This is a genomic window from Runella salmonicolor, from assembly GCF_024158025.1.
In the GTDB taxonomy this organism is placed as follows: Bacteria; Bacteroidota; Bacteroidia; order Cytophagales; family Spirosomataceae; genus Runella; species Runella salmonicolor.
In genome coordinates this window covers 16,068-38,073 of the sequence record NZ_JAMZEL010000013.1, presented here as the reverse complement: position 1 = coordinate 38,073, position 22,006 = coordinate 16,068, and the positions used below count along the sequence as shown (strand labels likewise).

Annotated in this window: 21 protein-coding genes; 13 read left to right on the top strand and 8 right to left on the bottom strand. The window is 45.6% G+C overall.

Annotated elements, in window-relative coordinates; all coding sequences use genetic code 11:
• Positions 1-8: 8 nt before the first annotated feature.
• The 8 genes from NCI00_RS23630 (at position 9) to NCI00_RS23595 (ending at position 6,044) form a co-directional block, all read left to right on the top strand.
• On the top strand, positions 9-860 hold the full coding sequence (locus NCI00_RS23630) for an EamA family transporter (protein WP_253531888.1): 852 nt from the start codon (positions 9-11) through the stop codon (positions 858-860).
• Positions 861-950: 90 nt separating this feature from the next.
• Entirely contained in the window at positions 951-1,532 is a 582-nt protein-coding gene (locus NCI00_RS23625; RefSeq protein WP_253531887.1) for a glutathione peroxidase, read from the top strand.
• Positions 1,533-1,699: 167 nt separating this feature from the next.
• On the top strand, positions 1,700-2,650 hold the full coding sequence (locus tag NCI00_RS23620) for an N-acetylornithine carbamoyltransferase (RefSeq protein WP_253531886.1): 951 nt from the start codon (positions 1,700-1,702) through the stop codon (positions 2,648-2,650).
• Positions 2,651-2,687: 37 nt separating this feature from the next.
• Complete coding sequence (locus NCI00_RS23615) at positions 2,688-2,897, top strand: hypothetical protein (protein ID WP_253531885.1); 210 nt, start codon at positions 2,688-2,690, stop codon at positions 2,895-2,897.
• Complete coding sequence (locus NCI00_RS23610) at positions 2,894-3,157, top strand: Txe/YoeB family addiction module toxin (protein WP_253531884.1); 264 nt, start codon at positions 2,894-2,896, stop codon at positions 3,155-3,157. Before NCI00_RS23615 ends, NCI00_RS23610 begins: the two co-directional genes overlap by 4 nt.
• A gap of 253 nt (positions 3,158-3,410) precedes the next feature.
• Positions 3,411-3,929 (top strand): RNA polymerase sigma factor, encoded by a 519-nt coding sequence (locus NCI00_RS23605; RefSeq protein WP_253531883.1) that lies wholly within the window; start codon positions 3,411-3,413, stop codon positions 3,927-3,929.
• A gap of 69 nt (positions 3,930-3,998) precedes the next feature.
• The gene (locus tag NCI00_RS23600; RefSeq protein ID WP_253531882.1) at positions 3,999-4,907 is read left to right on the top strand and encodes a HEAT repeat domain-containing protein; all 909 of its coding nucleotides are present in this window, start codon (positions 3,999-4,001) and stop codon (positions 4,905-4,907) included.
• 72 nt (positions 4,908-4,979) lie between these two features.
• On the top strand, positions 4,980-6,044 hold the full coding sequence (locus NCI00_RS23595; protein WP_253531881.1) for a DUF4097 family beta strand repeat-containing protein: 1,065 nt from the start codon (positions 4,980-4,982) through the stop codon (positions 6,042-6,044).
• 79 nt (positions 6,045-6,123) lie between these two features.
• Here the strand turns inward: NCI00_RS23595 and NCI00_RS23590 are convergent, their stop codons facing one another.
• Positions 6,124-7,590 (bottom strand): Gfo/Idh/MocA family protein, encoded by a 1,467-nt coding sequence (locus NCI00_RS23590; protein WP_253531880.1) that lies wholly within the window; start codon positions 7,588-7,590, stop codon positions 6,124-6,126.
• A 107-nt stretch (positions 7,591-7,697) separates the two neighbouring features.
• Here NCI00_RS23590 and NCI00_RS23585 point away from each other — a divergent pair, with 107 nt between their 5' ends.
• The 3 genes from NCI00_RS23585 (at position 7,698) to NCI00_RS23575 (ending at position 10,503) form a co-directional block, all read left to right on the top strand.
• Positions 7,698-8,495, top strand: coding sequence for a M15 family metallopeptidase (locus NCI00_RS23585; protein ID WP_253531879.1), 798 nt, complete (start codon positions 7,698-7,700; stop codon positions 8,493-8,495).
• Positions 8,496-8,688: 193 nt separating this feature from the next.
• Positions 8,689-9,060 (top strand): type II toxin-antitoxin system VapC family toxin, encoded by a 372-nt coding sequence (locus NCI00_RS23580; protein ID WP_253531877.1) that lies wholly within the window; start codon positions 8,689-8,691, stop codon positions 9,058-9,060.
• Positions 9,061-10,503, top strand: coding sequence for a BamA/TamA family outer membrane protein (locus NCI00_RS23575; RefSeq protein WP_253531876.1), 1,443 nt, complete (start codon positions 9,061-9,063; stop codon positions 10,501-10,503).
• 16 nt (positions 10,504-10,519) lie between these two features.
• On the opposite strand, the gene NCI00_RS23570 is transcribed toward NCI00_RS23575, so the two are convergent.
• The 3 genes from NCI00_RS23570 to NCI00_RS23560 form a co-directional block, all read right to left on the bottom strand.
• Entirely contained in the window at positions 10,520-11,809 is a 1,290-nt protein-coding gene (locus tag NCI00_RS23570) for a Kelch repeat-containing protein (protein ID WP_253531875.1), read from the bottom strand.
• Positions 11,810-11,822: 13 nt separating this feature from the next.
• Positions 11,823-12,872, bottom strand: a complete 1,050-nt coding sequence (locus tag NCI00_RS23565) for a DUF4249 domain-containing protein (RefSeq protein ID WP_253531874.1) — start codon at positions 12,870-12,872, stop codon at positions 11,823-11,825.
• A gap of 66 nt (positions 12,873-12,938) precedes the next feature.
• Positions 12,939-15,290: a TonB-dependent receptor gene (locus NCI00_RS23560; protein WP_253531873.1), complete on the bottom strand. Its 2,352-nt coding sequence runs from the start codon at positions 15,288-15,290 to the stop codon at positions 12,939-12,941.
• A 150-nt stretch (positions 15,291-15,440) separates the two neighbouring features.
• On the opposite strand from NCI00_RS23560, the gene NCI00_RS23555 reads away from it, so the two are divergent.
• Together NCI00_RS23555 and NCI00_RS23550 are read left to right on the top strand one after the other, a co-directional pair.
• Entirely contained in the window at positions 15,441-16,040 is a 600-nt protein-coding gene (locus tag NCI00_RS23555; RefSeq protein WP_253531872.1) for a hypothetical protein, read from the top strand.
• Between the two features lie 47 nt (positions 16,041-16,087).
• A complete protein-coding gene (locus NCI00_RS23550; RefSeq protein WP_253531871.1) occupies positions 16,088-17,434 on the top strand; it encodes an NAD(P)/FAD-dependent oxidoreductase in 1,347 nt (448 codons plus the stop codon).
• A gap of 70 nt (positions 17,435-17,504) precedes the next feature.
• Here NCI00_RS23550 and NCI00_RS23545 read toward each other — a convergent pair whose 3' ends face one another.
• The 4 genes from NCI00_RS23545 to eboE all read right to left on the bottom strand — a co-directional run bounded on the left by NCI00_RS23545 (position 17,505) and on the right by eboE (position 21,917).
• Positions 17,505-18,641 carry an aspartate aminotransferase family protein gene (locus NCI00_RS23545; protein ID WP_253532028.1) on the bottom strand — a complete coding sequence of 379 codons (1,137 nt, stop codon included), beginning with the start codon at positions 18,639-18,641 and terminating at the stop codon, positions 17,505-17,507.
• A 140-nt stretch (positions 18,642-18,781) separates the two neighbouring features.
• On the bottom strand, positions 18,782-19,303 hold the full coding sequence (locus NCI00_RS23540; RefSeq protein ID WP_253531870.1) for a Riean_0653 family protein: 522 nt from the start codon (positions 19,301-19,303) through the stop codon (positions 18,782-18,784).
• 33 nt (positions 19,304-19,336) lie between these two features.
• Positions 19,337-20,704 (bottom strand): alkaline phosphatase family protein, encoded by a 1,368-nt coding sequence (locus tag NCI00_RS23535; protein ID WP_253531869.1) that lies wholly within the window; start codon positions 20,702-20,704, stop codon positions 19,337-19,339.
• Between the two features lie 19 nt (positions 20,705-20,723).
• A complete protein-coding gene (gene eboE / locus NCI00_RS23530; protein WP_253531866.1) occupies positions 20,724-21,917 on the bottom strand; it encodes a metabolite traffic protein EboE in 1,194 nt (397 codons plus the stop codon).
• Positions 21,918-22,006: the final 89 nt, after the last annotated feature.

Below are 22,006 nucleotides of genomic sequence, written 5' to 3'. Positions count from 1 at the left end.
ACTTGATTATGCGGTCATTTACAAAATACCGAGTCAATCCTCTCCACGCGGTCATTTTCAATTATTACACCTGCGTAGCAATGGGGCTCGCGTTGATGCCCGACCGCCGCCATTATTTCAGTGCTGATTGGACCTCCACCCCTACTTTGCTAACGCTGGCACTCGGTACAATGTTCGTCATCGTATTTGTGCTTATTGGTTTTACCACTACCAAAGTGGGGGTAACCGCCGCGTCATTGGCGGGAAATATGTCGCTGGTCATTCCCGTTTTGTTTGGATTGTTTGTCTTTAAAAACAACAACAAAGACTTTACTTTTCTGAATTACCTGGGCTTGTTGGTGGCCCTGTTGGCATTGGCGTTTAGCACCATCAAAAAAGAAGGTAGCAATCATTCAACCAAAACGGGTTGGGTGTTGTTTCTGCCAGTATTATTGTTTTTGGGCAGCGGCACCAACAACACGCTCATCAACTATGTCAGCGCCACTTTTTATCGTCCTGAGCAATCGGCCCTTTTCACCGCGCTGGCTTGCACGGGAGCGATTTTGGTAGGCACCGTTTTTTTGATTTTTAAGGTACTAACAGCCAACGAAAAAGTAAGCCTACGGAGCATTGTCGGAGGATTAATTCTGGGGGTTCCCAACTTTTTGTCTTTCTATTTTCTTTTGGGAGCTTTGAGCGATTTTGGCAATAGCGCGGCCTTTGTTTTTCCCATTTATAATGTACTAAGTATGCTGATGTCGGCCTTTTTGGCGTGGATTTTATTTAAAGAAACCCTCCAGCCACTCAACAAATTGGGTTTGGTTCTGGCAGTGGCGGCTATCTTTTTGATTTCGTACCAAGAGATATTGGGCGCATTTTGATTTTTACAGAAGATATCCCTTCATTATCTGAACAATCTTCCCTAACGGTTGGTTATAAAACTGTAATACTCACCCAAAACCATGTAACCGATGGCAACCATTAAATTACTTTTTGTTATGCTTTTATCAATCATTACGGGCCTTTTTGCCGATAAAAAAGAAATCAATTCCAACACCGAAAACATTAAACCGACTGCCTCTGTGTACGATTACAAAATGAAAGCCCTGATGGGCAACGAAGACATCTCACTGAGCAAATACAAAGGCAAAAAAATCGTGTTGCTCAACGTAGCCTCTGCCTGTGGATACACTCCTCAGTACGCTGACTGGCAAAAATTCCATGAGCAATACGGCGACAAAATCGTAGTTCTGGGTTTTCCTGCCAACAACTTCGGGTCGCAAGAATCTGGCTCTAATTCAGAAATTGCCACTTTTTGTCAAAAAAACTACGGAGTTACGTTCCAAATGTTCTCTAAAATTGACGTAACTGGCGAAAACCAACATCCGTTGTACCGCTGGTTGTCGACCAAATCGCTTAATGGCTGGAACGACAAAGCCCCATCGTGGAACTTCTGCAAGTATGTAGTAGACGAAAATGGAAAACTGACCCACTTCTTTGCTTCTAAAATCAAACCAACCGACGACGAATTCAAAAAAGCCGTAGGGATTTAATATCAAAAATCATATTTCTGCAAAAGAGGGGAATTGAAAGTTATATTAACTTTTAATTCCCCTCTTTTTATAGGTATTGTTTTAAAATAGGTCGGTATTGAAACAATTTTGCAATTTTGTTTCAGCATACTACTGCCGCTTAGGCAATCCACCTTCATTTTTTAACGATGCAACATTTCATTTCCGTTCACGATGTCACCGACATTGATGCCCTTGTGCAGGAAGGCCTTCGGCACAAACAATCTCCTTTTGCGTTTGAACACTTGGGTAAACACAAAACCATCGGTTTATTGTTTTTCAACCAAAGTCTTCGGACGCGCCTAAGCACTCAGCGCGCTGCCCAAAACTTGGGCATGAACACCATGGCGCTCAATGTTGGTCAAGACAGCTGGGGATTGGAATTGGAAGAAGGCGTAGTAATGGATGGTAACAACGCCGAGCACGTCAAAGAAGCAGCGGCGGTAATGGGAAAATACTGCGATATTTTGGCCGTGCGGGCATTTGCGGGCTTACAAGACCGCGAAAAAGACTATGCCGAAACGGTCATGACGCAGTTTAAAAAATACGCTGGTGTACCCATCGTCAACTTGGAATCGGCCACGCGGCACCCCCTGCAATCGTTGGCCGATTGTATCACCATCGAAGAATACAAAACCACGGCCCGCCCTAAAGTTGTTTTGACTTGGGCCCCGCATTTTAAAGCATTGCCGCAGGCCGTCGCCAATTCGTTTTGTGAATGGATGAACCGCCGTGATGTAGAATTCGTAGTAACGCACCCCGAAGGCTACGAATTGTCTCCCAACTACGTGGGCAATGCCAAAGTGATTTATAATCAGGACGAAGCCTTTGCGGGCGCTGATTTTATTTACGCCAAAAACTGGTCTTCGTACCAAAACTACGGCCAAGTGCTTACAAGAGACGCTTCGTGGATGATTACAAAACAAAAAATGGAATTGACCAATAACGGTAAATTCATGCACTGCTTGCCCGTAAGACGCAACATGAAAGTAACCGACGAAGTCCTTGATAGTGAACAATCTATCGTAATAGAACAAGCTGGCAACCGTGTATGGTCAGCGCAAGCAGTATTGAAGCGAATTTTGGAGGAATTGGGTTAGATTTTAATTAATATTGTATTCCAAAAGCAACAACATTATGAATGTAGTGTTAGAGAATGTGAATCAAAAACATTTGGCAGTACTGAAAGAACTTGCCAAGGCACTCAACTTTACGATTAGCGAAGTGTCTAAAGAAACATTTCCCAAGAAAGAATTGCTTCGCAGAATACATCACATCGAAAACGAGGGAGAGCTAATTGCGCCCGATTGGGAAGCTATTCAGCAACAAGCCAGTACGATTGGATGAGAAGTATTCGCTTTGAGCCTTCAGCTTGGGAAGAATTCAGCGAATGGCAACGAAAAGACGCTAAGCTTTGGAAAAAACTAGTTGATTTACTTACTGAAACTGCACGCACGCCTTTTGAAGGTAAAGGAAAACCCGAAGCTTTAAAACATGATTATAAAGGGTATTGGTCGAGAAGACTCACCCAAGAACATCGGATTGTGTATAAAGTCACCGATGAAACAATTATAGTGGTCGCATGTATGGGGCACTATGAAAACTAATTCTCTGATTTACAGATGATTCAATAAAAAAGCAGTTTTTCTTTTCACTTCTTCTCACAGCATTCATTTACCCGTTTTCGTATTATTTTCGAGAACGGGTATTTTTATTTATATTTCAAAAAAGATACACCTATAAACCTCTGTATACCAACACTTTTACATTTTATATTCTTCGGTTCAATATTTTTCTGTTCCCCCAGTGTAACCTTTCCCCTCTCGTTCAGTAATCTCTCTATGAAAACCCAAACAGCCCATGACCGACGAACAGGCCATGTATGCCGTAAGCCAAGGAGATTTAGACAAGGCGGCCATCTTGTACGAACGCTACAAAAAGTCGTTGCTGAACTTCTTCCTTTACCGACAAAGCGACCGTGAAAATGCCCGGGATTTGACCCAACAGGTATTTCTGCGCATGTTGCGCTATCGGCATACGTATCGTGAAGGCGCCTCGTTTCGTACGTGGGTGTTGGAGATTGCCCGCAATGTTTTTTTTGATTACCTCAAACAAAACCCGACGTACTCCGACCTTGCCGATGTTCTGGACATGGGTGAGTCGTATGACGAAACGGAAGAACAGCACCAGTATTTGCATAACGCATTGGCCCAGTTGCCCGACCAATACCGCGAAGTGCTGTTGCTGAGCCGGTTTCAAAATATGAGTTACGAAGAAATCGGTCAAACGCTGGGTCTATCGGTCGCCAATGTGAAAGTGCGGGTGTTCAGGGCCATGCAGAAATTACGGGATTTATATTTTAATGTAAGCAGTGAATAGCAAAGAAGAGAGAAATAAAATCGGCCATTTCTCAAAACTTCTTCAACGATTACCAAACGTAAAAAGACGATGTTAAACGAACAAATCATAACGGACTACCTGATGGGGCATCTTTCTGAGGCAGAACGGATTGTGTTTGAGCAGCGGCTTACTACCGACCCCGTGTTGCGGAAAGAGGTAGAAGAGTTGAAGCGCGTTTGGCAGGACCTCCAAAATGCCGAAGCCGAAACCGACGACGAAATGGATGCCGTGTTCTATCGTTCGCTGCAAGGTGAAAAAATGCTTGAAACTACAATTGTAGCGCTCAAGCCTCAGCCGTGGCTCACGTACCTGAAGTATGCCGCTGCCGTAGCGAGTGTAGTGTTTACGTTTTGGCTCGGCCGTCAAACTGCTCCTACGCAAATTGAATACCGGACCATCACCGCCACGCCACCCGTCTCGAAATCCATTGACCGCCAACAATCATTACCCGAAACCGTAACAGAGGCGGTCAATTTAACCGACCAACCCAAGAAAAAGCCAAAAGAAGAAACGATTTCCCAACAAATTGCAACGCTGAGAAGGGAGATGAAAATGACGCAGGAATTGGTGATTTTAAGTCTTTTGAAAGACCAATCGGCTTCGGAACGACTCAAGGGGCTTAATTATGCCGCGGCGCTCAACAACCCTAAGCCTGCCGTTATTCAGGCCTTAATCAAAACCCTGCGAGAAGATGAAAGTTTGAACGTGCGCCTATCCACCATCGAAACACTGGAGCGATTTAAACAAACCGACGAAGTCAAAAAAGTATTGGTCAATCAACTTACCCAAACATCTGAACCTACCGAGCAAACAACGCTCATCGAAACACTGGTGCGAATGCGCGTAAAAGAAAGTTTGCCCATCTTTGAACAACTCCAAAAAGACGAAAAAGTGGACAGGTCCGTGCGGCTTTTGGCCGGAAGCGGTATCGGAGAACTGGCCATGATTACTGATTAATATACGCATACCTATTGCCCTCTACGGGTTCAAAATCACTCAATTTAAAACTAAATAATTTCAGATAAAGCCATGCAAAAATTCATGCTTTTCGTGTGTACGTTGGTCATTGCCAGCAGCACTTTTGCCCAAGACCCCAAAACCTTCAAGACCAAGTTTAGCGGAGCCAATAAACGGGTAATTATGGACATCGACGCCAAACAACTTGACATTGAAGGATATAAGGGCGACGAAATCATCATCGAAGCCCAAAATGTACCCGATGTACCCAAAGAAGCCGACGGCCTTCGCCCGTTGTCGGCGGGAGGAGTAGACAATACAAACCTTGGTTTGACGGCCAATGCCAACGGTGATGTGCTTAAAATCAACGTAGTAATGAAAGGGAAAGCCACTTATAAAATTAAAATTCCGCAAGAATTATCATTGGTGGTGAAAAAGCGCAACTCTTGCTCTTGCAACGAATTGGGGATGTCTATCTCAGGCATGGAAGGGAGCATTGAGGTCAACACCAATTACGAAGATATCACGCTTACTGACGTTACCGGCCCGATTGTAGCCAACTCCAGCCAGGGCAAAATTAAAGTGGTTTACGACGAGAAAATGCCCGAAAAGCCTTCTTCTATTGTCAGTTATGGTGATAATATCGACGTGACGGTTTCGGACAAAGCAAAGGTACTGTTCAGCGTCAGTTCTTCCGAGGGCAACATGTTTACTGACTTGGATTTAAAACCTTACACCCCTGATCCTAAAACCTTAGAAGAAGAGAAGAAAACGGCCGAGAATGTGCGTGAAATCGCAAAAAAAGCCCAAATGGACCGACAAATGGCCGCTAACGCGTGGAAATCAAACGGAGAACCTACAGTAATCGTTGGTCAACCAATACAAGGAACGACCAGCGGAGCCGCAACCATTCGCGGTAATGCTTCGGCTCCCAATGTGGTCGGAATCAGAACGTACGGCGCTGATGAAAATGTCGTTATAGCTGGCCAAAACGCCACCTACTATTCATTTTCGGATGGGCAGTATAAATTCTGGGACAGCGACCGTAACGCCCCCAAATACGTCCTCAATGACCCACAAACCAAAATTTCCATTCGCACTACCCACGGCAATGTATATCTGCGCAAAAAGAAATAAATCATTGCAGCATTTAAGGATAATTACAAAAAAAGAGCCGCAAACATTTTGCGGCTCTTCTGGTTTATCACCCAATCGTTTAGACTAATTTCCAGCCGTCGCGGTAAGGACGTGACACAAATTGGTTGGCGTCTTCGAAGTTAGTAATCTTCATGTCCGTACCGTTCCACAAGAGTTTCTTGCGGCCGTAATAATCAAAGCCGTTGCCTTGCGGCTTGCGGAGCATGTAGCTACGGATGGCCAAGTTACCCATCAACACCGTTTCGGTCAAAGGTCCTGAGTAATCAAACGACGATGTTAAGCCTTTGTGCTTGTCGCTGCCGAATCCTGCTTTACAAGCTTCTGTCCAGTGGATTTGATGGCCATACTCAGGCATATTGACTGGCGCAGCATATTTGCTGTCTTTCGCCATTACGATTTTATCCCCGTTTTTCATATAAATCTTAGGGTTATTGCCGTACATATCGCAAGCAATGATACCCTTCGTTCCTATCATTAATACCCCGTTTGCTCCGTTGCCATCTGTGCTGAGGGGCTCACTTGCTGGAATCCAATCGGGGTGGAAAGGCCGCAAACCGCCGTCCATCCAAATCATTTTCATTTCGGTTTTGTTCTTGGCCGTAGCTGGGAACTTAATCTCAACCGACGACGACGGCGGACATCCTTCTGGAATCCACTCTGGTTGCCAATCTTTGATAAAGACCGCGCCCACGCTGCACTCTACCTCGGTAGGGTAGTTCAGTCCCAACACCCGGAAAGGAGTGTCGATGGTATGGCAGCCGATGTCGCCCAAAGCACCAGTTCCAAAGTTCCACCAGCCGCGCCATTTGAACGGGTGGTAGCCAGGGTGATAATCTACCATCTGTGCGGGGCCAATCCACTGATCCCAAGCAATACCTTCAGGCATATCGGGCTTACCCGTGGGAGTAGGAATACCTTGCGGCCAAACAGGGCGGTTAGTCCAAATCTGAACGGTATGAACTGGCCCAATCATGCCTTTATCAAACCACTCTACCATTTGGCGTTGTGCGGGATTTGAGGCGCCTTGGTTTCCCATCTGCGTCACTACCTTGTACTTGCGCGCGGCTTCGGTAAGCATACGTGCTTCGTATATATTGTGCGTGAGGGGCTTTTGTACATAGACATGTTTGCCCAGTTGCATCGCCGCCATTGCAATGACCGCGTGGTTGTGGTCGGGAGTTGAAATAGTGACCGCGTCAATGTTTTTCCCTTCCTTTTCAAACATTACCCGCCAATCTTTGTATTTTGCAGCGTTTGGAAAACGCTCGATGGACTTGGCGGCTTGCTTGTAGTCTACATCACAAAGAGCCGTTACGTTATTAACGCCGTTGTTGGACGCATTAAAAATATCACTGGTTCCTTTTCCTCCCGCACCAATGGCGGCCAAATTCAATTTGTCAGAAGGAGCCGTAAAGCCCTTCCCTAATACGTGGCGAGGAACAATAAAAAAACTACCCACGGCCATCGCACTTTTCTGAACAAAGTCCCGGCGCGATACCGTCATGTCTTTTGGTTTGAATTTCATCTCTTGTTAAAGGTTTGTTTTAAACTACGAACAGACGAATACAAAAGCAGGCTCAGCGGAGTAGCTACCGTTGTATGAAATGGTTTTTTAAAAAATATGAATAAACAATGCTTATTTTTGACTTTCCGAAAAAAGCTACAACAAAAGAAATACGCCATTATAACACGGTTGGGCTATTGTTTGGCGTTAAAGATTCGTTGAGCGTAGTGATAAAGAAGTATATGATACCTAAAACAATTGTCGCTGGGGTCCTTATGACGCTGGGCGTGACTGGTTATGGTCAAACGAAAATAAGTGCCTTTGAACGAAAATTCATTGACCGTGGCTTGGTGGATGTTCAGAAATTGGACCCTACCCTCAAAGTAGAATTGAAGTACTCTACCACCGATAATTTTATCAAAGAAGATGTTTATGGCGATTTGGAGCGGGCATATCTGCAACCCATGGCCGCCGAAAAACTGGTAAAAGCCAATAAATTTCTGAAACAAGAAAAGCCCAATTATACACTCTTAGTCTACGACGGGGCCCGCCCGCGAAGTGTAACCAAGATTTTTTGGGCGCGCATGAGCCACTTACCTTACAACCGTCGCGAAGATTTTGTGGCCGACCCCGCGCGCGGCTCAATTCATAATTTTGGCTGCGCCGTCGACCTGACCATTGCCGATGAAAAAGGCCAACCGCTGGACATGGGCACCATTTTTGATTTTTTTGGAGAACTGGCCGAGCCACGCCGCGAAACCGCCATGCTGAAATCGGGCAAGCTCACCAAGCAACAATTAGAAAATCGTAAATTGCTCCGACGCGTGATGATAAAAGCGGGCTACACGTCTATTCAGACCGAATGGTGGCACTACAATGCCATGTCGAGAGAGAAAGCCAAAGTTAAATATGGGTTTATTGAGTAAACTAAAATTCCTGTTATTTTTGTAAAAAGCCTTAGTACTATGACAGTGGTAATCAAAAATAATACTTCCGACAAAAAGATTGAAGAAATCATAAGGAAGATAAAAACAGCAGGGCCCTCCAAAGGTTTAAGAAAGCATTTTGGAGCGTTAAAAAGACAAATCGACGGGTTAGATTACCAAAAGAAAATCAGAAATGAATGGGATTGATTTTTTGGCAGATACTAACTTTTTGATTTATGTACATGAGGGTAATGGTATAGTTGAACCTTTTCTGGACTATCATTTTGCTATTTCATACATTACAGAAATAGAACTTTTGGGGAAATTCAGTCTTTCAAAACCCGAAAAAACACTGCTTCGAAAACTTCTTGACGAGTGTTTTATTATTGACATGAATACAAATATTAAAGACCGTTGTATTTGGATTCGTCAGAGGTACAAAATTAAGTTGCCTGATGCCATTATTGCAGCTACTGCAATAGAAGTAGGGCTTCCTTTTATCAGTTCGGATAAGGGGTTCTCTATAATCAAAGAATTAAACTTTCTTTATTTAGAGAAACCATAGATGCTTCTTCTCAACCTATTTCACGCTTTTTGGTTAACCATTTCGGGTATTTCTGCGGATACTACTGAAAAAATTATAGTGCGTCAAGTGACTTTCACGGGCAATTTTCGCACACGTGAACGTATCATTCGGCGTGAGATGGACGTGCGCGCTGCCGATACGCTAACCCGACAAAAACTGGATTCATTGCTCGAATATGACCGCCGTAAAATCCTGAATACCAACTTATTTGTAACGGTCGAATTAAAACAAAAACCCGTAGTTGATACCACTCAACTCGTGTACATTACCGCCGACGGCAAGCGTATCGGGAATCTAAAAGAGATTGACCTTGACGTCATTGTGAAAGAACAATGGTACATGCTGGCGTTTCCGGTGTTTCAATTGGCCGACCGCAACTTTAATGAATGGTGGTACGAACGCGACCGGGATTTTAGCCGAACGATTTACGGCGTTTATGCCCTCCACCAAAACCTGACTGGCAATAACGACCGCCTACGACTGCGAGCGGAATTTGGTTTTATTCCCCGTTTAGATATTTACTACTCAACGCCTTATCTCGACAAAAAACAACGAATGGGCTTGACCATCGGTATATTACGGATTACAAATCGCACCTTGGCTTACCGTACCAACAACGACAAATTGATGTTTTTGGGCAGCGAAAGTCGCACCCGCGAGCGAATTGTACCTTACCTGACCATTACGCACCGGCCCAAATTTTACGGCCATCACTCGTTTAGCGCCCAATATTCCATTACTTCCGTCACCGACACCATCGCGCGCCTCAACCCGAATTATTTCCTCAACGGTATCAAACGTCAAAATTACCTTCAACTTTCCTATTCGCACTTTTATGACCGCCGCGACCGTGGGCAATACGCCCTGAAAGGATTTTATTACGGTTTTAATGTCAGTCAATCGGGCATTTTACCCAAAGATGACGTCCGTTTATCTGAAGCTACGCTTAGCTTCGGGCAGTACGTTCCTTTGGCCAAAAAGCTTTTTTTCAGTTACCAGACCAAAGTTAAATTTTCAACGCCAGGCAAGCAACCCTTTTTGCAGATTCGTGGCTTAGGTTACGGGGGTGATTTGGTGCGCGGATATGAGTTATATGTAGTTGATGGTCAGCATTTTGGGTACGCAAAAACCAATCTTCGGTATCAATTGCTTAACCGAACGTTTAACCTGAGCAAACTCATCAAATTTCGTCAGTTTAATACCTTCCCGCTTGCCATTTATCCCAATATTTACGCCGATTTCGGATATTCTCATAACCAATACCCAGAGCTCAACAACAGCAAATTGGCCAATCGCCTTTTGGCAGGTGGAGGTATCGGCATCGACTTCGTATCTTGGTACAATTTTGTGGGGCACCTCAATTACTCCATCAATCACCTCGGAGAAGCACGGCCTTATTTTTCGTTTGGACGGGAGTTTTAACTCTTATCTGAACTTCTCACTTCACCTCATACACCCACGCATCTTTCGCTACGCTGAATTCAGCGGTGCCGATAGCGGTGGTGGTGGCGCGATAACCCATCATAAACCCAATGCGGTTGTTACGCCCTACCACTGTTACGTTGGCACTTCCTTCGCCTGGATAGTCGGTCAGATAGCTCCAAGTGTCCGCTTTGTCGTCGTAGAGCCACAAATCGCGGTAGCCTTCACCCGTTTTGACGTCGATACCCAATCCATACACCCCGCCTTTGGTCATCGAAATCGCCGAGCCTCGCTGACGGCCTTTGAAGGGTGTATTTTTCCGGATAGTCCATTGATTCTTATTCGGGTCAAATGCCCACAGGCTTCCGTCCTCTTCAGAAAGAATAAAACCTTTTTCTCCCACCGTAAAGGCCAACAACTTTTTTAGGTTTTTTTGGGGAAATTCGGCACCAGAGACCAAATCCCAGCCCGTTGGAGTTGTACGATTTTGGTACTTCCAGAGTCGGTATTGATTGCCCACTTCAAGCACATACAAATCGGGGAGATTGGCACCAATGGCAAATTGTACCGTGGGCACATCGTCGCCGGGATAGTCGAGAGCCGCGCCGTCGCGGTAATCATCAAAAAACTTTTGGTACGTGTAGGTGGGGCTTGGTTCGGGCGAATAATAATAGCCACCGCCAAAGAAATACGTTGTTTGGTCAGAATAAGGCAAATAAATGGGGTTATAACGCGCCGGCAACGACGTTGTCCCGCTTCGATTGGCCTGCCATTCGCCACTTCCAAAATAATTCCACTGTTGCCCAGTGCTTTCGGAAGCTAGATTCGTGCGGGTAAAAACGGAAATACCCAATCCTCCATACGACTCGCTCATCCAGCCGTAAGGTAGCGGTTGGCCGTCAAATTTGAGCGACGCCAGTTGCCGCCAACCTGCACTCAAAACTACGCTGCGTTCATTGCTGTACAACACATCCGAACCTTTTTTGGAATACAACCGAAAATAATACCGCTGCCCAGCCTTCAAGTTGCTGATGGTTCCTGACAAAGTGGTACCACTCGATTGCAGCGACACCTGTTGCCCCCCCACGGTGGGTTTCGCGGTGGTGCCGTACACTAACCCAAATTCAACGTCTGTATTTACCGAAATTTCGCCTTGAATGGTAACGGAATTTTTGGCAAAATCGGGCGTAACGGATCGCAGTTTGAGGGTTTCGAGTGGGACTGTCTCTTCATTTATAAGCGCAGGCTCACACGCAAGTGCCAGCCCCGCGAGAATTGTCCAATAAAATACCGAGAATGTTTTCATAGTGGAGGTGTTTTTACCAACCGCTTGGTTTGAAAGGAGTGGTCCCTGGAAAAAGATTCGTACATCCTCCCGTTGGAACAAAAGGCTGGGATGATACCTCAATGCGTTGCCGTTTGGCCTCGTCGGTTTCAAAAATAATGAGGCGTTTTTTGGAAACAGCCGAAGCACCAAAATACCCTAACGCCAATTTGTTGGGGTTTGTTTTGAGCGAAATGTTGCCTTCAACTGGACTAGGCAGCGGGTCGAAAATGCTGCCCGTACGGGTCAATTGTTCGTTCATCCGTCGCCAAAATTGGTATACCTCGCGTGACAGCGACATCTGCGTCACTTCGATTAAGTATTGCCCGTTGGAATACGCAGGACTGTAAAGCATCAGCCGTTTCTGGATGGTATTCCCGTCAAAATCCACGTCGGTTTCGATGTCTATTGTTTCCTTCTTAAAGGATTGCCAACACTGTTTGTTTTCCATGGCGCCCGAAAAAGGATTAAGCACTCCCGTCGCCAAACGCATCCGGTAGCCAATGGCCTGCCAACGGTAATAATTGGGGGCATCTTTGGGGTCTTTAGCATCCAGAAATACGTTGTATCCTACGCGCTGGTCACCGCTACCATTTTCGGTAAACTCACTGTACAATTTATCAATTTCGGGCACTGCCATTAATTTTTCAGGGCTTGATTCATACACTTCTCCGTTGGGGAGCTCCACCGTAAGCGTGTACGAACGCCCCACCCGACCCCAGTATTGCGGGTCGTTTGTTTGGTACTTTCCGGGCTCTTCCAGTACCTGCTCCAATTGCGTTTTCAGGCCTTGGTCATCTGTGATGCTAACGCGAGCACCGCTAACGGCCTGATTTTCGTTGATGCGATTGGAAGCTTCATATACGCCCGTGTAGGTGAGCTTGACGTTGTAAGGAGGGGCTTCATTCGTAATCATTCCATCTACTACCAAAACGGGTTTTTCGACGCGCAAGGCAAGGTCAATTTCTCGAATACACGAAACGAACAGAACGGAAAGTACGCTTGCCAGAATGAATTTATTATATCTATTTCTGATGATTCTCATGCCAATGAATATAATTGTAAAGTGAGATTTTGGGAGCCAACTGGAGGCTTTAATTGCCTGCAATCACTAAAAATTGTAGTTCCACGATAACGCAGGGACAACGCTGCCAAACACCGCCAATTGATAGGCCCGCGTTATGCGGTTGAACCGAGCAAAATAGACCGAGTAAGGATTCTCCCGTCCGTAAACATTGTACAGCGAAAACACCCACGTACTGTACCGCAATTGTTCTTTATTCTGCCGGGTATTCTTGGTAATGGCCCAGTCGAGGCGGTGATAATCAGGAATTCGATCAGCATTACGCCGCGAATAATTAATCAACGGATAGCCCGCTACACTGTAATTGCCGTCGGGATAAATGGCAGGGCGGCCAGTATTGTACGTAAAATTGGACGACATCGACCAACCACGCCCCAGCGTGAGATTAGCGGCTACGTTGAGAATGTGCGGTTTGTCATAATTGGCGGGAAACCAATTGCCCTGATTAATCTGCTCCAACGCAAACGTACTGAGCGATTGGATAAAGGTACGGGCGTAGGTATAATTGACCTGTCCCGTAAATTGGCCTTTGTTCTTTTTTGCGCTCAATTCTATGCCATAAGCCAGCCCACGGGCAGTGATAAGCGCCGTTTCGAGTTGGGGATTAAGTAACAAAATGGCCCCATTTTTAGCTTCCAACAATGAGCTGATGTTTTTGTAATAGCCTTCTACCGAAAACTCGTACACATTGTCTTTCAGGTTGAGATAATACCCCGCCGCATACTGGTCGGCTACCTGAGGTGGTAAATAATTGTCGCTCAATTTCCAAAAATCAGCGGGCGAAATAGCGGTTGTGTTGGTGATAAGGTGCAAATACTGACGCGTACGGTTGTAGCTCAGTTTGATAGAATGCATTTTACTCAATCCGATTCGCAACGAAACACGTGGCTCAAAACCGCCATAAGATTGAATTTTTTGACCAGAACTGTACTGCGTACTTTCGGTAGCTGTTTCGGGTGCGCGCGGTACACCCGCTTCGTAATTATACACCGTCTTGGGGCCTACCAACGCAAAGACCGCGTAGCGCAACCCCGCCTGAACGGTAAGCCAACGCGCCACGTTCCACTCCTCACTCACGTAAGCACTGTACTCGTAGGCTTGCTCGTTGGCAATGGCCTTGGGATTGATGTTGCTTTCATCATCAACACGAGTGCGATAACCCGGGGCAACGTCGTAGCGTATCATGCTTGCGCCCACGTCGAGTCGATGTGCTTCAGACGGGGCAAAAATCAAGTTCGTTTTTAACTCCTTGTGCGTAATTCCCGACTGAAATCGAAACCGATAAAATTCTTTGATGCCTTCCATCTGGAAGGCATAATCGCTATAAACAGCGGCGGCACTGAGAGAAAGTCGGTCGTTTAATTGCGCATTCCACTGCAACGACGCAGCCTTGGCATTCCAACTATACACAGTGTCGTCGGGAAATTTAAAATCATCGTGATTCAAGTACGTAGACAGCGTGAGTTGCTGGTTTTTACCGATTTGGTAGCGCAGTTTAGCATTCAAGTCGTAGAAAAAAGCCCGGCTGTTGCGGATATTATCAGGAAATCTTTTGATCATCCAATTGGGATAGGCAATGCGTCCTCCAAGGATAAATGTAAGTTTTTTGCCCAACGGCCCTTCGGCCACCAATCGTGCGCTGACGTTGCCTGCACCTGCCTGATAATTGATTTTATTGGGATTACCGTTTTTGAGGTTTATGTTCATCATTGACGAAAGTCGCCCGCCGTATTGGGCTGGAATCCCCGCTTTATAAAGCGTAACGTCTTGCACAACATCAGGATTTACGTTTGTAAAAAACCCCAACAAGTGTGACGTACTAAAAAGCGGCATTTCGTCCAAAAGCACCAAATTTTGGTCGGTACGCCCACCCCGCACGTTGAAACCCGCCGCCCCCTCACCCACCGTTGATACCCCCGGCTGAAGCAAAAGCGCCTTGATAATATCGGCTTCGCCAAACACGACAGGGATACGCCGTAGGCTCTTGGTATCCAGCTTCAGCGTACTCATTTCGATGCTTGAAACATTAGCGTCTTCTCGGTTGGTTTTGACCGTTACTTCGTCCAACTGCTTAAATTCTTCGGCCAATTCAAACACATAACGGGTATCTTTTTTAGGTTCAAAATAGCGCATTTTGGGATAATACCCCACGGCCGTAGCCCGTAGATTGAAGCCCGTCGAAGGCACCGTAAGGGTATAATTTCCACTGCTGTCGGAGGTAGTACCGACGTTGGAATTAAGCATTTGGATGGATGCCCCACTGATGGGTCTCTGGGTTGTTTTGTTAATTATTTGCCCGAATAATCGAATTTGACCCTTCACTTCGTAGACACATAACAAAGAAGCAATCAGAAAGAAAGCAGTAAAATGGTGTTTCATAGGTTAAGAGAATCGCTTATGGGGGCGTTCTTCTCCTTCAAAAATAGAATATTTTATAAAAAACTTTTCATTTTAGCTTTTAAAAAAACCATTAATTGCGACGAACTCCGTAAATATGTTACTTTCGCACTAGTATCATATCTCTAACCAATGAAAGTAAATTTTACAAAACAAATTTGTTTTACATTTTTGGTAGCCATCAGCGCTATCTGGATATGCTCATGCGACACGAAGAATCAGCAGGCAGGCGAGGCCGAAAAACCAGCCGTAGATTCTTTATCTGGCCCAACAACGAATGTTCCCAATACCAGTCAGTCTGAGTTGCTCCAAACGGTTTTGGGAAAACCAGGAGGCGATTTTCGTGGGGTGAAGTTTGGCGACCCTATCAGTAAAATCAAGGAGTTGGAGTCATTTGAATTGTTTGAAGACAGCACCGACCACGTCGGATTCACGTACGAAACCGAAAATTTTGAGGCGATTGATGTGATGTATTATCTCGATAAAAATCAATTGCTCAATGGTATTCGCGTCGATGTGTACCTCAACGATGCCGCTTCTGTTAAGGGGCTTTGGACGCAGTTTGAGACTTATTTATCTGGTAAATATGTCATTGATAAAAAACAAAGTAAAGTCGCTTTCTGGAAAGACAAAGGCGGCAGAATGGTAAAATTGGAAGATGTGAGTAAAGGAAAAGATTTTGGATTAAGATTGAGCATCGGAACAAAAGGGATGAAAACAATGCCGATGTAATTTTTGCTTTTCATACCCTAAAGCGGCGGATTTTAACTTCTACATTTATGCACATCGTCATCATCGGCAACGGTATTGCGGGAATTACGGCAGCACGGCATATTCGCAAAAACAGCGACGCCCGAATCACGGTTATTTCAAAAGAAACCGACCATTTTTTTTCCCGTACGGCGTTGATGTACGTGTACATGGGGCACCAAAAATACGAGCACCTCAAACCCTACGAAGATTGGTTTTGGGCTAAAAATCGCATTGAATTAGTGCGCGGCACCGTTGAAACTATTGATTTTGACAAAAAATCAATCCACCTTTCTCCCGATAGTTACCAGGTCAACTACAAACCCTCACTGTGGGAACGGCTGACAAAAGTTGCACCCAAACAAACGCCTCAGCAAGTCATCATTTCTGCTGAACTGACCTACGATAAACTCATTTTAGCCACGGGTTCGGTGCCAAAAATGGGCGATTGGAAAGGCCGCAACTTGGAAGGTGTTCAGGGATTGTATAGTTATCAGGACTTAGAATTACTGGAAAAAAATACGCCCAATCTCCAAAAAGCGGTGATTGCAGGCGGCGGATTGATTGGGGTGGAGTTGGCCGAGATGCTGCACACGCGCCACATTCCCGTCACGCTATTGGTACGCGAAAAAAGCTATTGGAACGGCGTTCTGCCCGACGAAGAGTCGGCACTGGTGACGCAACATTTGCAAAAACACGGCCTTGACTTGCGTTTCAATACCGAAATCAAGGAAATCAAAGGACAAAAACGGGTTGAAGGAATAGAAACCAATAAAGGAGAAACCATTGAATGTCAATTGGTAGGGCTCACGATTGGGGTGACTCCCAATGTTTCATTCCTTGCTTCGGGGTCTTCTCCGCTGAAAATTAACCGGGGGATTGTGGTCAACGAATACCTCGAAACAAATCTACCCGACGTGTACGCCATCGGCGATTGCGTGGAGCACCAAACACCGATGGAAGGCCGAAAACCGATTGAACAAATCTGGTATACGGGGCGCATCATGGGCGAAACCGTTGCGCAAACGATTTGTGGCACACGCACCGCTTACCAGCCGGGCGTATTTTTCAACTCAGCCAAATTTTTTGACCTTGAATACCAAAGCTACGGGGATGTACCGTCGAAATTACCCGAAGGAATCAACACTTTTTATTGGCAACATCCCGACAAAGAAGTAGCAATACGCATCAACTATCACACTGAAAGCGAGGTTGTCACGGGTTTCAACGCCTTAGGCACCCGACTCCGCCATGCCGTGTGTGAGGCTTGGATTAAAGAAAAGAAAACGATTGAATACGTTCTCAAAAACTTCCAACAGGCCAACTTCGACCCTGAGTTTTTTGAAAAGTATGAGCTGCCATCGCTTTCAGTATAGCCACTCCGCAACTGCACAAAAAAAGTGCAGGATTGAGGAATCCTGCACTGCGTATCATTCTAGCAAAGGCCTACGCCATTACGCGTACTTCTTTACTCAATGCTTCTAAAAATAAATCTACTTCTGCTTTTGTTACGGCCAGAGAAGGCAGCAAACGGATGGTACTTTTGCCAGCAACGCCCGTAAACAGCTTATAATCAAAGAGTAACTTATTCCGTAAATCTTCTACTGGAAAGTCATATTCAATTCCAATCATCAACCCACGACCGCGTAGTTCTTTGTATCCACCGATTTCGGTCAGGCTTTTCATTAAATATTCTCCAACTTCCGTGGCATTGTTCATCAGATTTTCATCCTTCATAATGTCCAATACCGCAATTCCTGCTGCACACGCGAGGTGGTTGCCGCCAAACGTTGTGCCGAGCATTCCGTATTTGGCCTGAAACTTGGGTGAAATCAACACGCCTGCAATCGGGAAGCCATTGCCCATGCCTTTGGCCGTCGTATAAAGGTCGGCTTGGAGATTTGGGTAATGCTGATTGGAGAAAAATTTACCCGAACGTCCGTAGCCGCACTGTACACTATCTAGGATAAACGTGGTGTTGGTCTCATCGCATTTTTCACGAATGGCGCGCAGGAATTCTTCCGACGCCACCTGAATCCCACCCACTCCTTGAATACCTTCCACAATCACCGCACAGACATCCGTCATATCGTGTTGACGAACGGCCTCCGCGTCGTTGAATGGTAAAAATGTAACGTGCGCGTTGTAGTTTACGGGCGCCACAATAGAAGGGTTGTCGGTAATGGCTACCGCACCCGCCGTACGTCCGTGGAATGCTTTTGTAAATGCCACTACTTTTTTGCCACCATTATAAAACGAGGCTAATTTGAGCGCATTTTCGTTGGCTTCGGCCCCTGAATTACACAAAAAGAGTGTATAATCTGGGCAGCCCGACAATTCTCCGAGTTTTTGGGCGAGTTCATCCTGTAACGGTATCCTGACGGAGTTGGAGTAAAAGTTAATTCGTCGCAACTGTTCCGTCATTTTTTCGACGTAATGCGGGTGGCAATGACCCACAGAAATCACGGCGTGGCCGCCGTAAAGGTCGAGATACTTCTCGCCTTTGCTGTCCCAGAGCCAGGAGCCTTGCGCCCGGACGGGTTCGATGTCGTAAATCGGATAAACGTTAAACAGATTCATGATACTAAAACGAAAAAAAATTTCGCAAAGATACCTAATCTGGAGGAGAATGCGGTGGATTAGGTGATTTGATTTGTCGGGGCTTAATCCTTGACCCGCTAAGAGCCTTAGGGATGTAATTTACCATTTAAGAAAAGACTTGATTACAGCTTATTCATATTGATGTCGAACCGCCCTTCGGTAATCTTCACTTTTTCTTTGGTAACAATGTATTCCCCTTCAAATTCAAACGTTCCTGACACAATCTGATTGACCTTATCCAATCGAGTGATGACTACTTTTCCTGATTTTGATGTAAAAAGCCTAAAACTGTCATCATAATAAATGGCAAAAGGCTCGTCGTATCGATATTCCAATAGATTGGTTCCCACCATACCTTTAGGGAGGGATAGTTGAACGCGGTCTTTGGTGCTTGCATTAGTGTGAATGAACAAATAGAAAGTAGTAGTACTCAATTCTCTGAATTCTACTTCTATGGCCTTGGCAGCGGGGCCTTGGTCATTACGAATGCCGTTGGCTATCCAAACCTTGCCGTTGATTTTACAACCAAATGTATTGAGCCCTTCTGTAGTGGGTGCAGGCAGTAGGTCTTCTTTAGGCTTACATCCATTGACGATAAACAATCCCCCTACAATCAGTAGCAGAGATTTGAGGAAATGCTTCATAGAGGTAGCGGATAAAAGTTGATGCACTTCTTTTTAGGAAACCAAATGCTCCCAAATCACATCATACACTTCCACCGCTTCCAATTCTTTTTTGGGTAATGGTTGGTCAGTGACGCAAATCGGGTAAAATTCTTTGGGTGCGCTGATGCCCCCGTGCGAGCCTTTGACCAAGGTAGCATCCAAGGGAATAACATCCATTAAATATCTAAATCCAAGCAACTTACGACCCAATTTGTAACCTGCCCGCAGTTTAATAAATGGATTTTTTGGGTCCATAAACATCTCGACGGGGTCATAGCCTGGCTTGCGGTGAATATCAACCAAATGCGCATAATCGGGGGCTTTGGTGTCGTCTAACCAGTAATAGTACGTAAACCAACTGTCAGGAGCGGCTACCGCAACCAAATCGCCCGAACGTTCGTGGTCGAGGTGATGGGCCTTTTTGCCTGCCTCGTCCAACACCATTTCGATGCCCGACGTCTGTTCCAGCCGCTTTTTCACTTGCGCTTTTACCGACGGGTCGTTGAGGTAAATGTGCGCAATCTGATGGTCGGCGGTGGCAAAGGCTTTGGAAGCACCCGCGTCCAAGAGTTCGTACCAACGTTCGGTACGAACCGCAATCAAGCCTTCTTCGCGCAAAATCCGATTGATGTGAACGGGCCGATTAACGGCGTTGATGCCATATTCCGAAAGTAAGATAATTTTGGTGTTTTTGGCTTCGTAAAACCGCACCAACTCCTCCACAATTTGGTCTATTTCATTTAATTCTTTGCTGATTTTGGAGAAATCAGGGCCGAATTTTTGTAAACAATAATCTAAATGCGGCAGATAGATGAGCGTAAGCGTAGGGTTGTGTTTGTTGTCTACCCACATCGAAGCATCGGCAATCCACTTTGTTGATTTGATGTTGGCGTTGGGGCCCCAAAAGTTAAACAACGGAAATTGTCCTAAATCCTTCTGCAATTCATCGCGCAGACTCGCGGGATAGGCGTAGCAATCAGGGGCTTTCACACCATCGGCGTGGTATTGGGGGCGAGGCGTAACCGAATAGTCGGCGGTAGAATACATGTTGTACCACCAAAACATTTTGGAGCAAGTAAACGACGGGTCTTGCTTTTTGGCCACGTCCCAAATCTTGTCGGCTTTCACGAGTTTATTGGACTGCTTCCAAAACTTCACTTCGGCGTCATCGCGGTCGTACCAGCCGTTGGCCACAATACCGTGTTCTGAAGGCCATTTTCCCGTTACATAGCAACTCTGAGACGTGGTCGTAACGGCGGGTAAAACGGGTTTAATGGGCGTAATATGACGACCCTTAACGTATTTACTCAAAAAAGGAGTATGTTCTCCCAACAGGTTGGCACTCAACCCTACAATATCAATGACGACGGTTTTTTGCATGTTGTTAAAATATAATAAACTACAATTGCCCACGCACCCATTCCAACTCCCGCACAATCGACTCACCGATTGGCTTTTGCATATCGGCGGGCAATACACCCCAAGTGTAGGTTTCTACTTCCAAATGCTGCGTAAAAGGCGTGGCTTTTTGTACGTTGAGGGTGTTTACGATGTCACCTTGGGTAGAATCAAGTAAGCCATACGATTCAATAAATAGCGGTACGTGAAAGTGAATACGCCACTCTGTTTGTTGGTCGGTATCTGCCGCTAAAGCTTCTGGTAAATCGCGGTATTTCTGAAAAGTGCCATCCATGTCTTTTGCAACCACCTGATGCAAGTACACTGGCTCGTCAAACGACTGAATCGCTTTTAATTTTTCCTCCCTATTTTCTCGTAAATCAATTTTAATAGCCGAACTGATTTGGATTTTTCCGACGCGGACACCCAACTCATTTAATTGATTGACAATGGTTTGTGGCTCTTCATAGCTCACCGCAAAATGGCAGACGTCGTAGCACAGCTGAATATGTGTCAGGAGCGCTTCTTTGGCGTCTTCGGGCGAAAAACCGTGGGTTTCCTGTAAATGGGCGATGCCCTTTGGTAAAAAATAATCGGCGTACCAGTCGATAAATTCCTGACCGTTTTCTAAGATTCCATCAGGCTCAGGCTCAATGTCGAGGTGCATTACTTTACCAGTAGTACGACGAAGCTCAATCAAAGTTTCGGCCACTTGAAGAATATTTTCGGTGGCAATTTTGATGGCTTGTTGGGTCTCTTCTTCACCCTGCCACCAATAGCGGTACGACAGCGGGGAGGTAGAAACACCCCCTTCCATGCCGTCGGGCAGCAGTTGTGCTAAAATCCTGAAGAGGCGTTTGGTGTATTCGGTGCGGTCGGTGGTCGTCCAATCGGGCGTATGTACATCGTCTTTTACCCGCGTAGCATGGAAGCCTCCGTAGGGAAACCCGTTCATTGTAAACACGTAAATATCATTAGCGGCCAACCATGCTTTGAATTCTGCCAGTCGCTCAGGCTTGGAGAGTTCAATAGACGCATCATTGGCCAGACGCAAACCTAAAGCAAAAGGTGCATTGGACGAAAGTTGATTTTTTATAAACGGGAGATTGTCCTGTAAAGTCTTAAAATGCTCATCCCAACGTTCGCCAGGGTGAATATTGCTGCAATAAGTGAGGTGTCCGTGGGGGGTTTGCATATTGGTTGATGTAGAAAATGGTTTGGAATACCGCTATCATCAATAAAGTGATTGTCGGTCAAAAATTACTTTGTCACCCCATTAGCGCC

Excerpts from the sequence above, each read along its gene's own strand:
- NCI00_RS23630 (WP_253531888.1), top strand. The coding sequence starts at position 9 with ATGCGGTCATTTACAAAATACCGAGTCAATCCTCTCCACGCGGTCATT.
- NCI00_RS23540 (WP_253531870.1), bottom strand. The coding sequence starts at position 19,303 with ATGAAGCATTTCCTCAAATCTCTGCTACTGATTGTAGGGGGATTGTTT.
- eboE (WP_253531866.1), bottom strand. The coding sequence starts at position 21,917 with ATGCAAACCCCCCACGGACACCTCACTTATTGCAGCAATATTCACCCT.
- NCI00_RS23560 (WP_253531873.1), bottom strand. The coding sequence starts at position 15,290 with ATGAAACACCATTTTACTGCTTTCTTTCTGATTGCTTCTTTGTTATGT.
- NCI00_RS23625 (WP_253531887.1), top strand. The coding sequence starts at position 951 with ATGGCAACCATTAAATTACTTTTTGTTATGCTTTTATCAATCATTACG.
- NCI00_RS23565 (WP_253531874.1), bottom strand. The coding sequence starts at position 12,872 with ATGAGAATCATCAGAAATAGATATAATAAATTCATTCTGGCAAGCGTA.
- NCI00_RS23585 (WP_253531879.1), top strand. The coding sequence starts at position 7,698 with ATGCTTATTTTTGACTTTCCGAAAAAAGCTACAACAAAAGAAATACGC.
- NCI00_RS23605 (WP_253531883.1), top strand. The coding sequence starts at position 3,411 with ATGACCGACGAACAGGCCATGTATGCCGTAAGCCAAGGAGATTTAGAC.
- NCI00_RS23570 (WP_253531875.1), bottom strand. The coding sequence starts at position 11,809 with ATGAAAACATTCTCGGTATTTTATTGGACAATTCTCGCGGGGCTGGCA.
- NCI00_RS23535 (WP_253531869.1), bottom strand. The coding sequence starts at position 20,704 with ATGCAAAAAACCGTCGTCATTGATATTGTAGGGTTGAGTGCCAACCTG.
- NCI00_RS23595 (WP_253531881.1), top strand. The coding sequence starts at position 4,980 with ATGCAAAAATTCATGCTTTTCGTGTGTACGTTGGTCATTGCCAGCAGC.
- NCI00_RS23550 (WP_253531871.1), top strand. The coding sequence starts at position 16,088 with ATGCACATCGTCATCATCGGCAACGGTATTGCGGGAATTACGGCAGCA.
- NCI00_RS23600 (WP_253531882.1), top strand. The coding sequence starts at position 3,999 with ATGTTAAACGAACAAATCATAACGGACTACCTGATGGGGCATCTTTCT.
- NCI00_RS23615 (WP_253531885.1), top strand. The coding sequence starts at position 2,688 with ATGAATGTAGTGTTAGAGAATGTGAATCAAAAACATTTGGCAGTACTG.
- NCI00_RS23590 (WP_253531880.1), bottom strand. The coding sequence starts at position 7,590 with ATGAAATTCAAACCAAAAGACATGACGGTATCGCGCCGGGACTTTGTT.
- NCI00_RS23580 (WP_253531877.1), top strand. The coding sequence starts at position 8,689 with ATGAATGGGATTGATTTTTTGGCAGATACTAACTTTTTGATTTATGTA.
- NCI00_RS23555 (WP_253531872.1), top strand. The coding sequence starts at position 15,441 with ATGAAAGTAAATTTTACAAAACAAATTTGTTTTACATTTTTGGTAGCC.
- NCI00_RS23575 (WP_253531876.1), top strand. The coding sequence starts at position 9,061 with ATGCTTCTTCTCAACCTATTTCACGCTTTTTGGTTAACCATTTCGGGT.
- NCI00_RS23610 (WP_253531884.1), top strand. The coding sequence starts at position 2,894 with ATGAGAAGTATTCGCTTTGAGCCTTCAGCTTGGGAAGAATTCAGCGAA.
- NCI00_RS23620 (WP_253531886.1), top strand. The coding sequence starts at position 1,700 with ATGCAACATTTCATTTCCGTTCACGATGTCACCGACATTGATGCCCTT.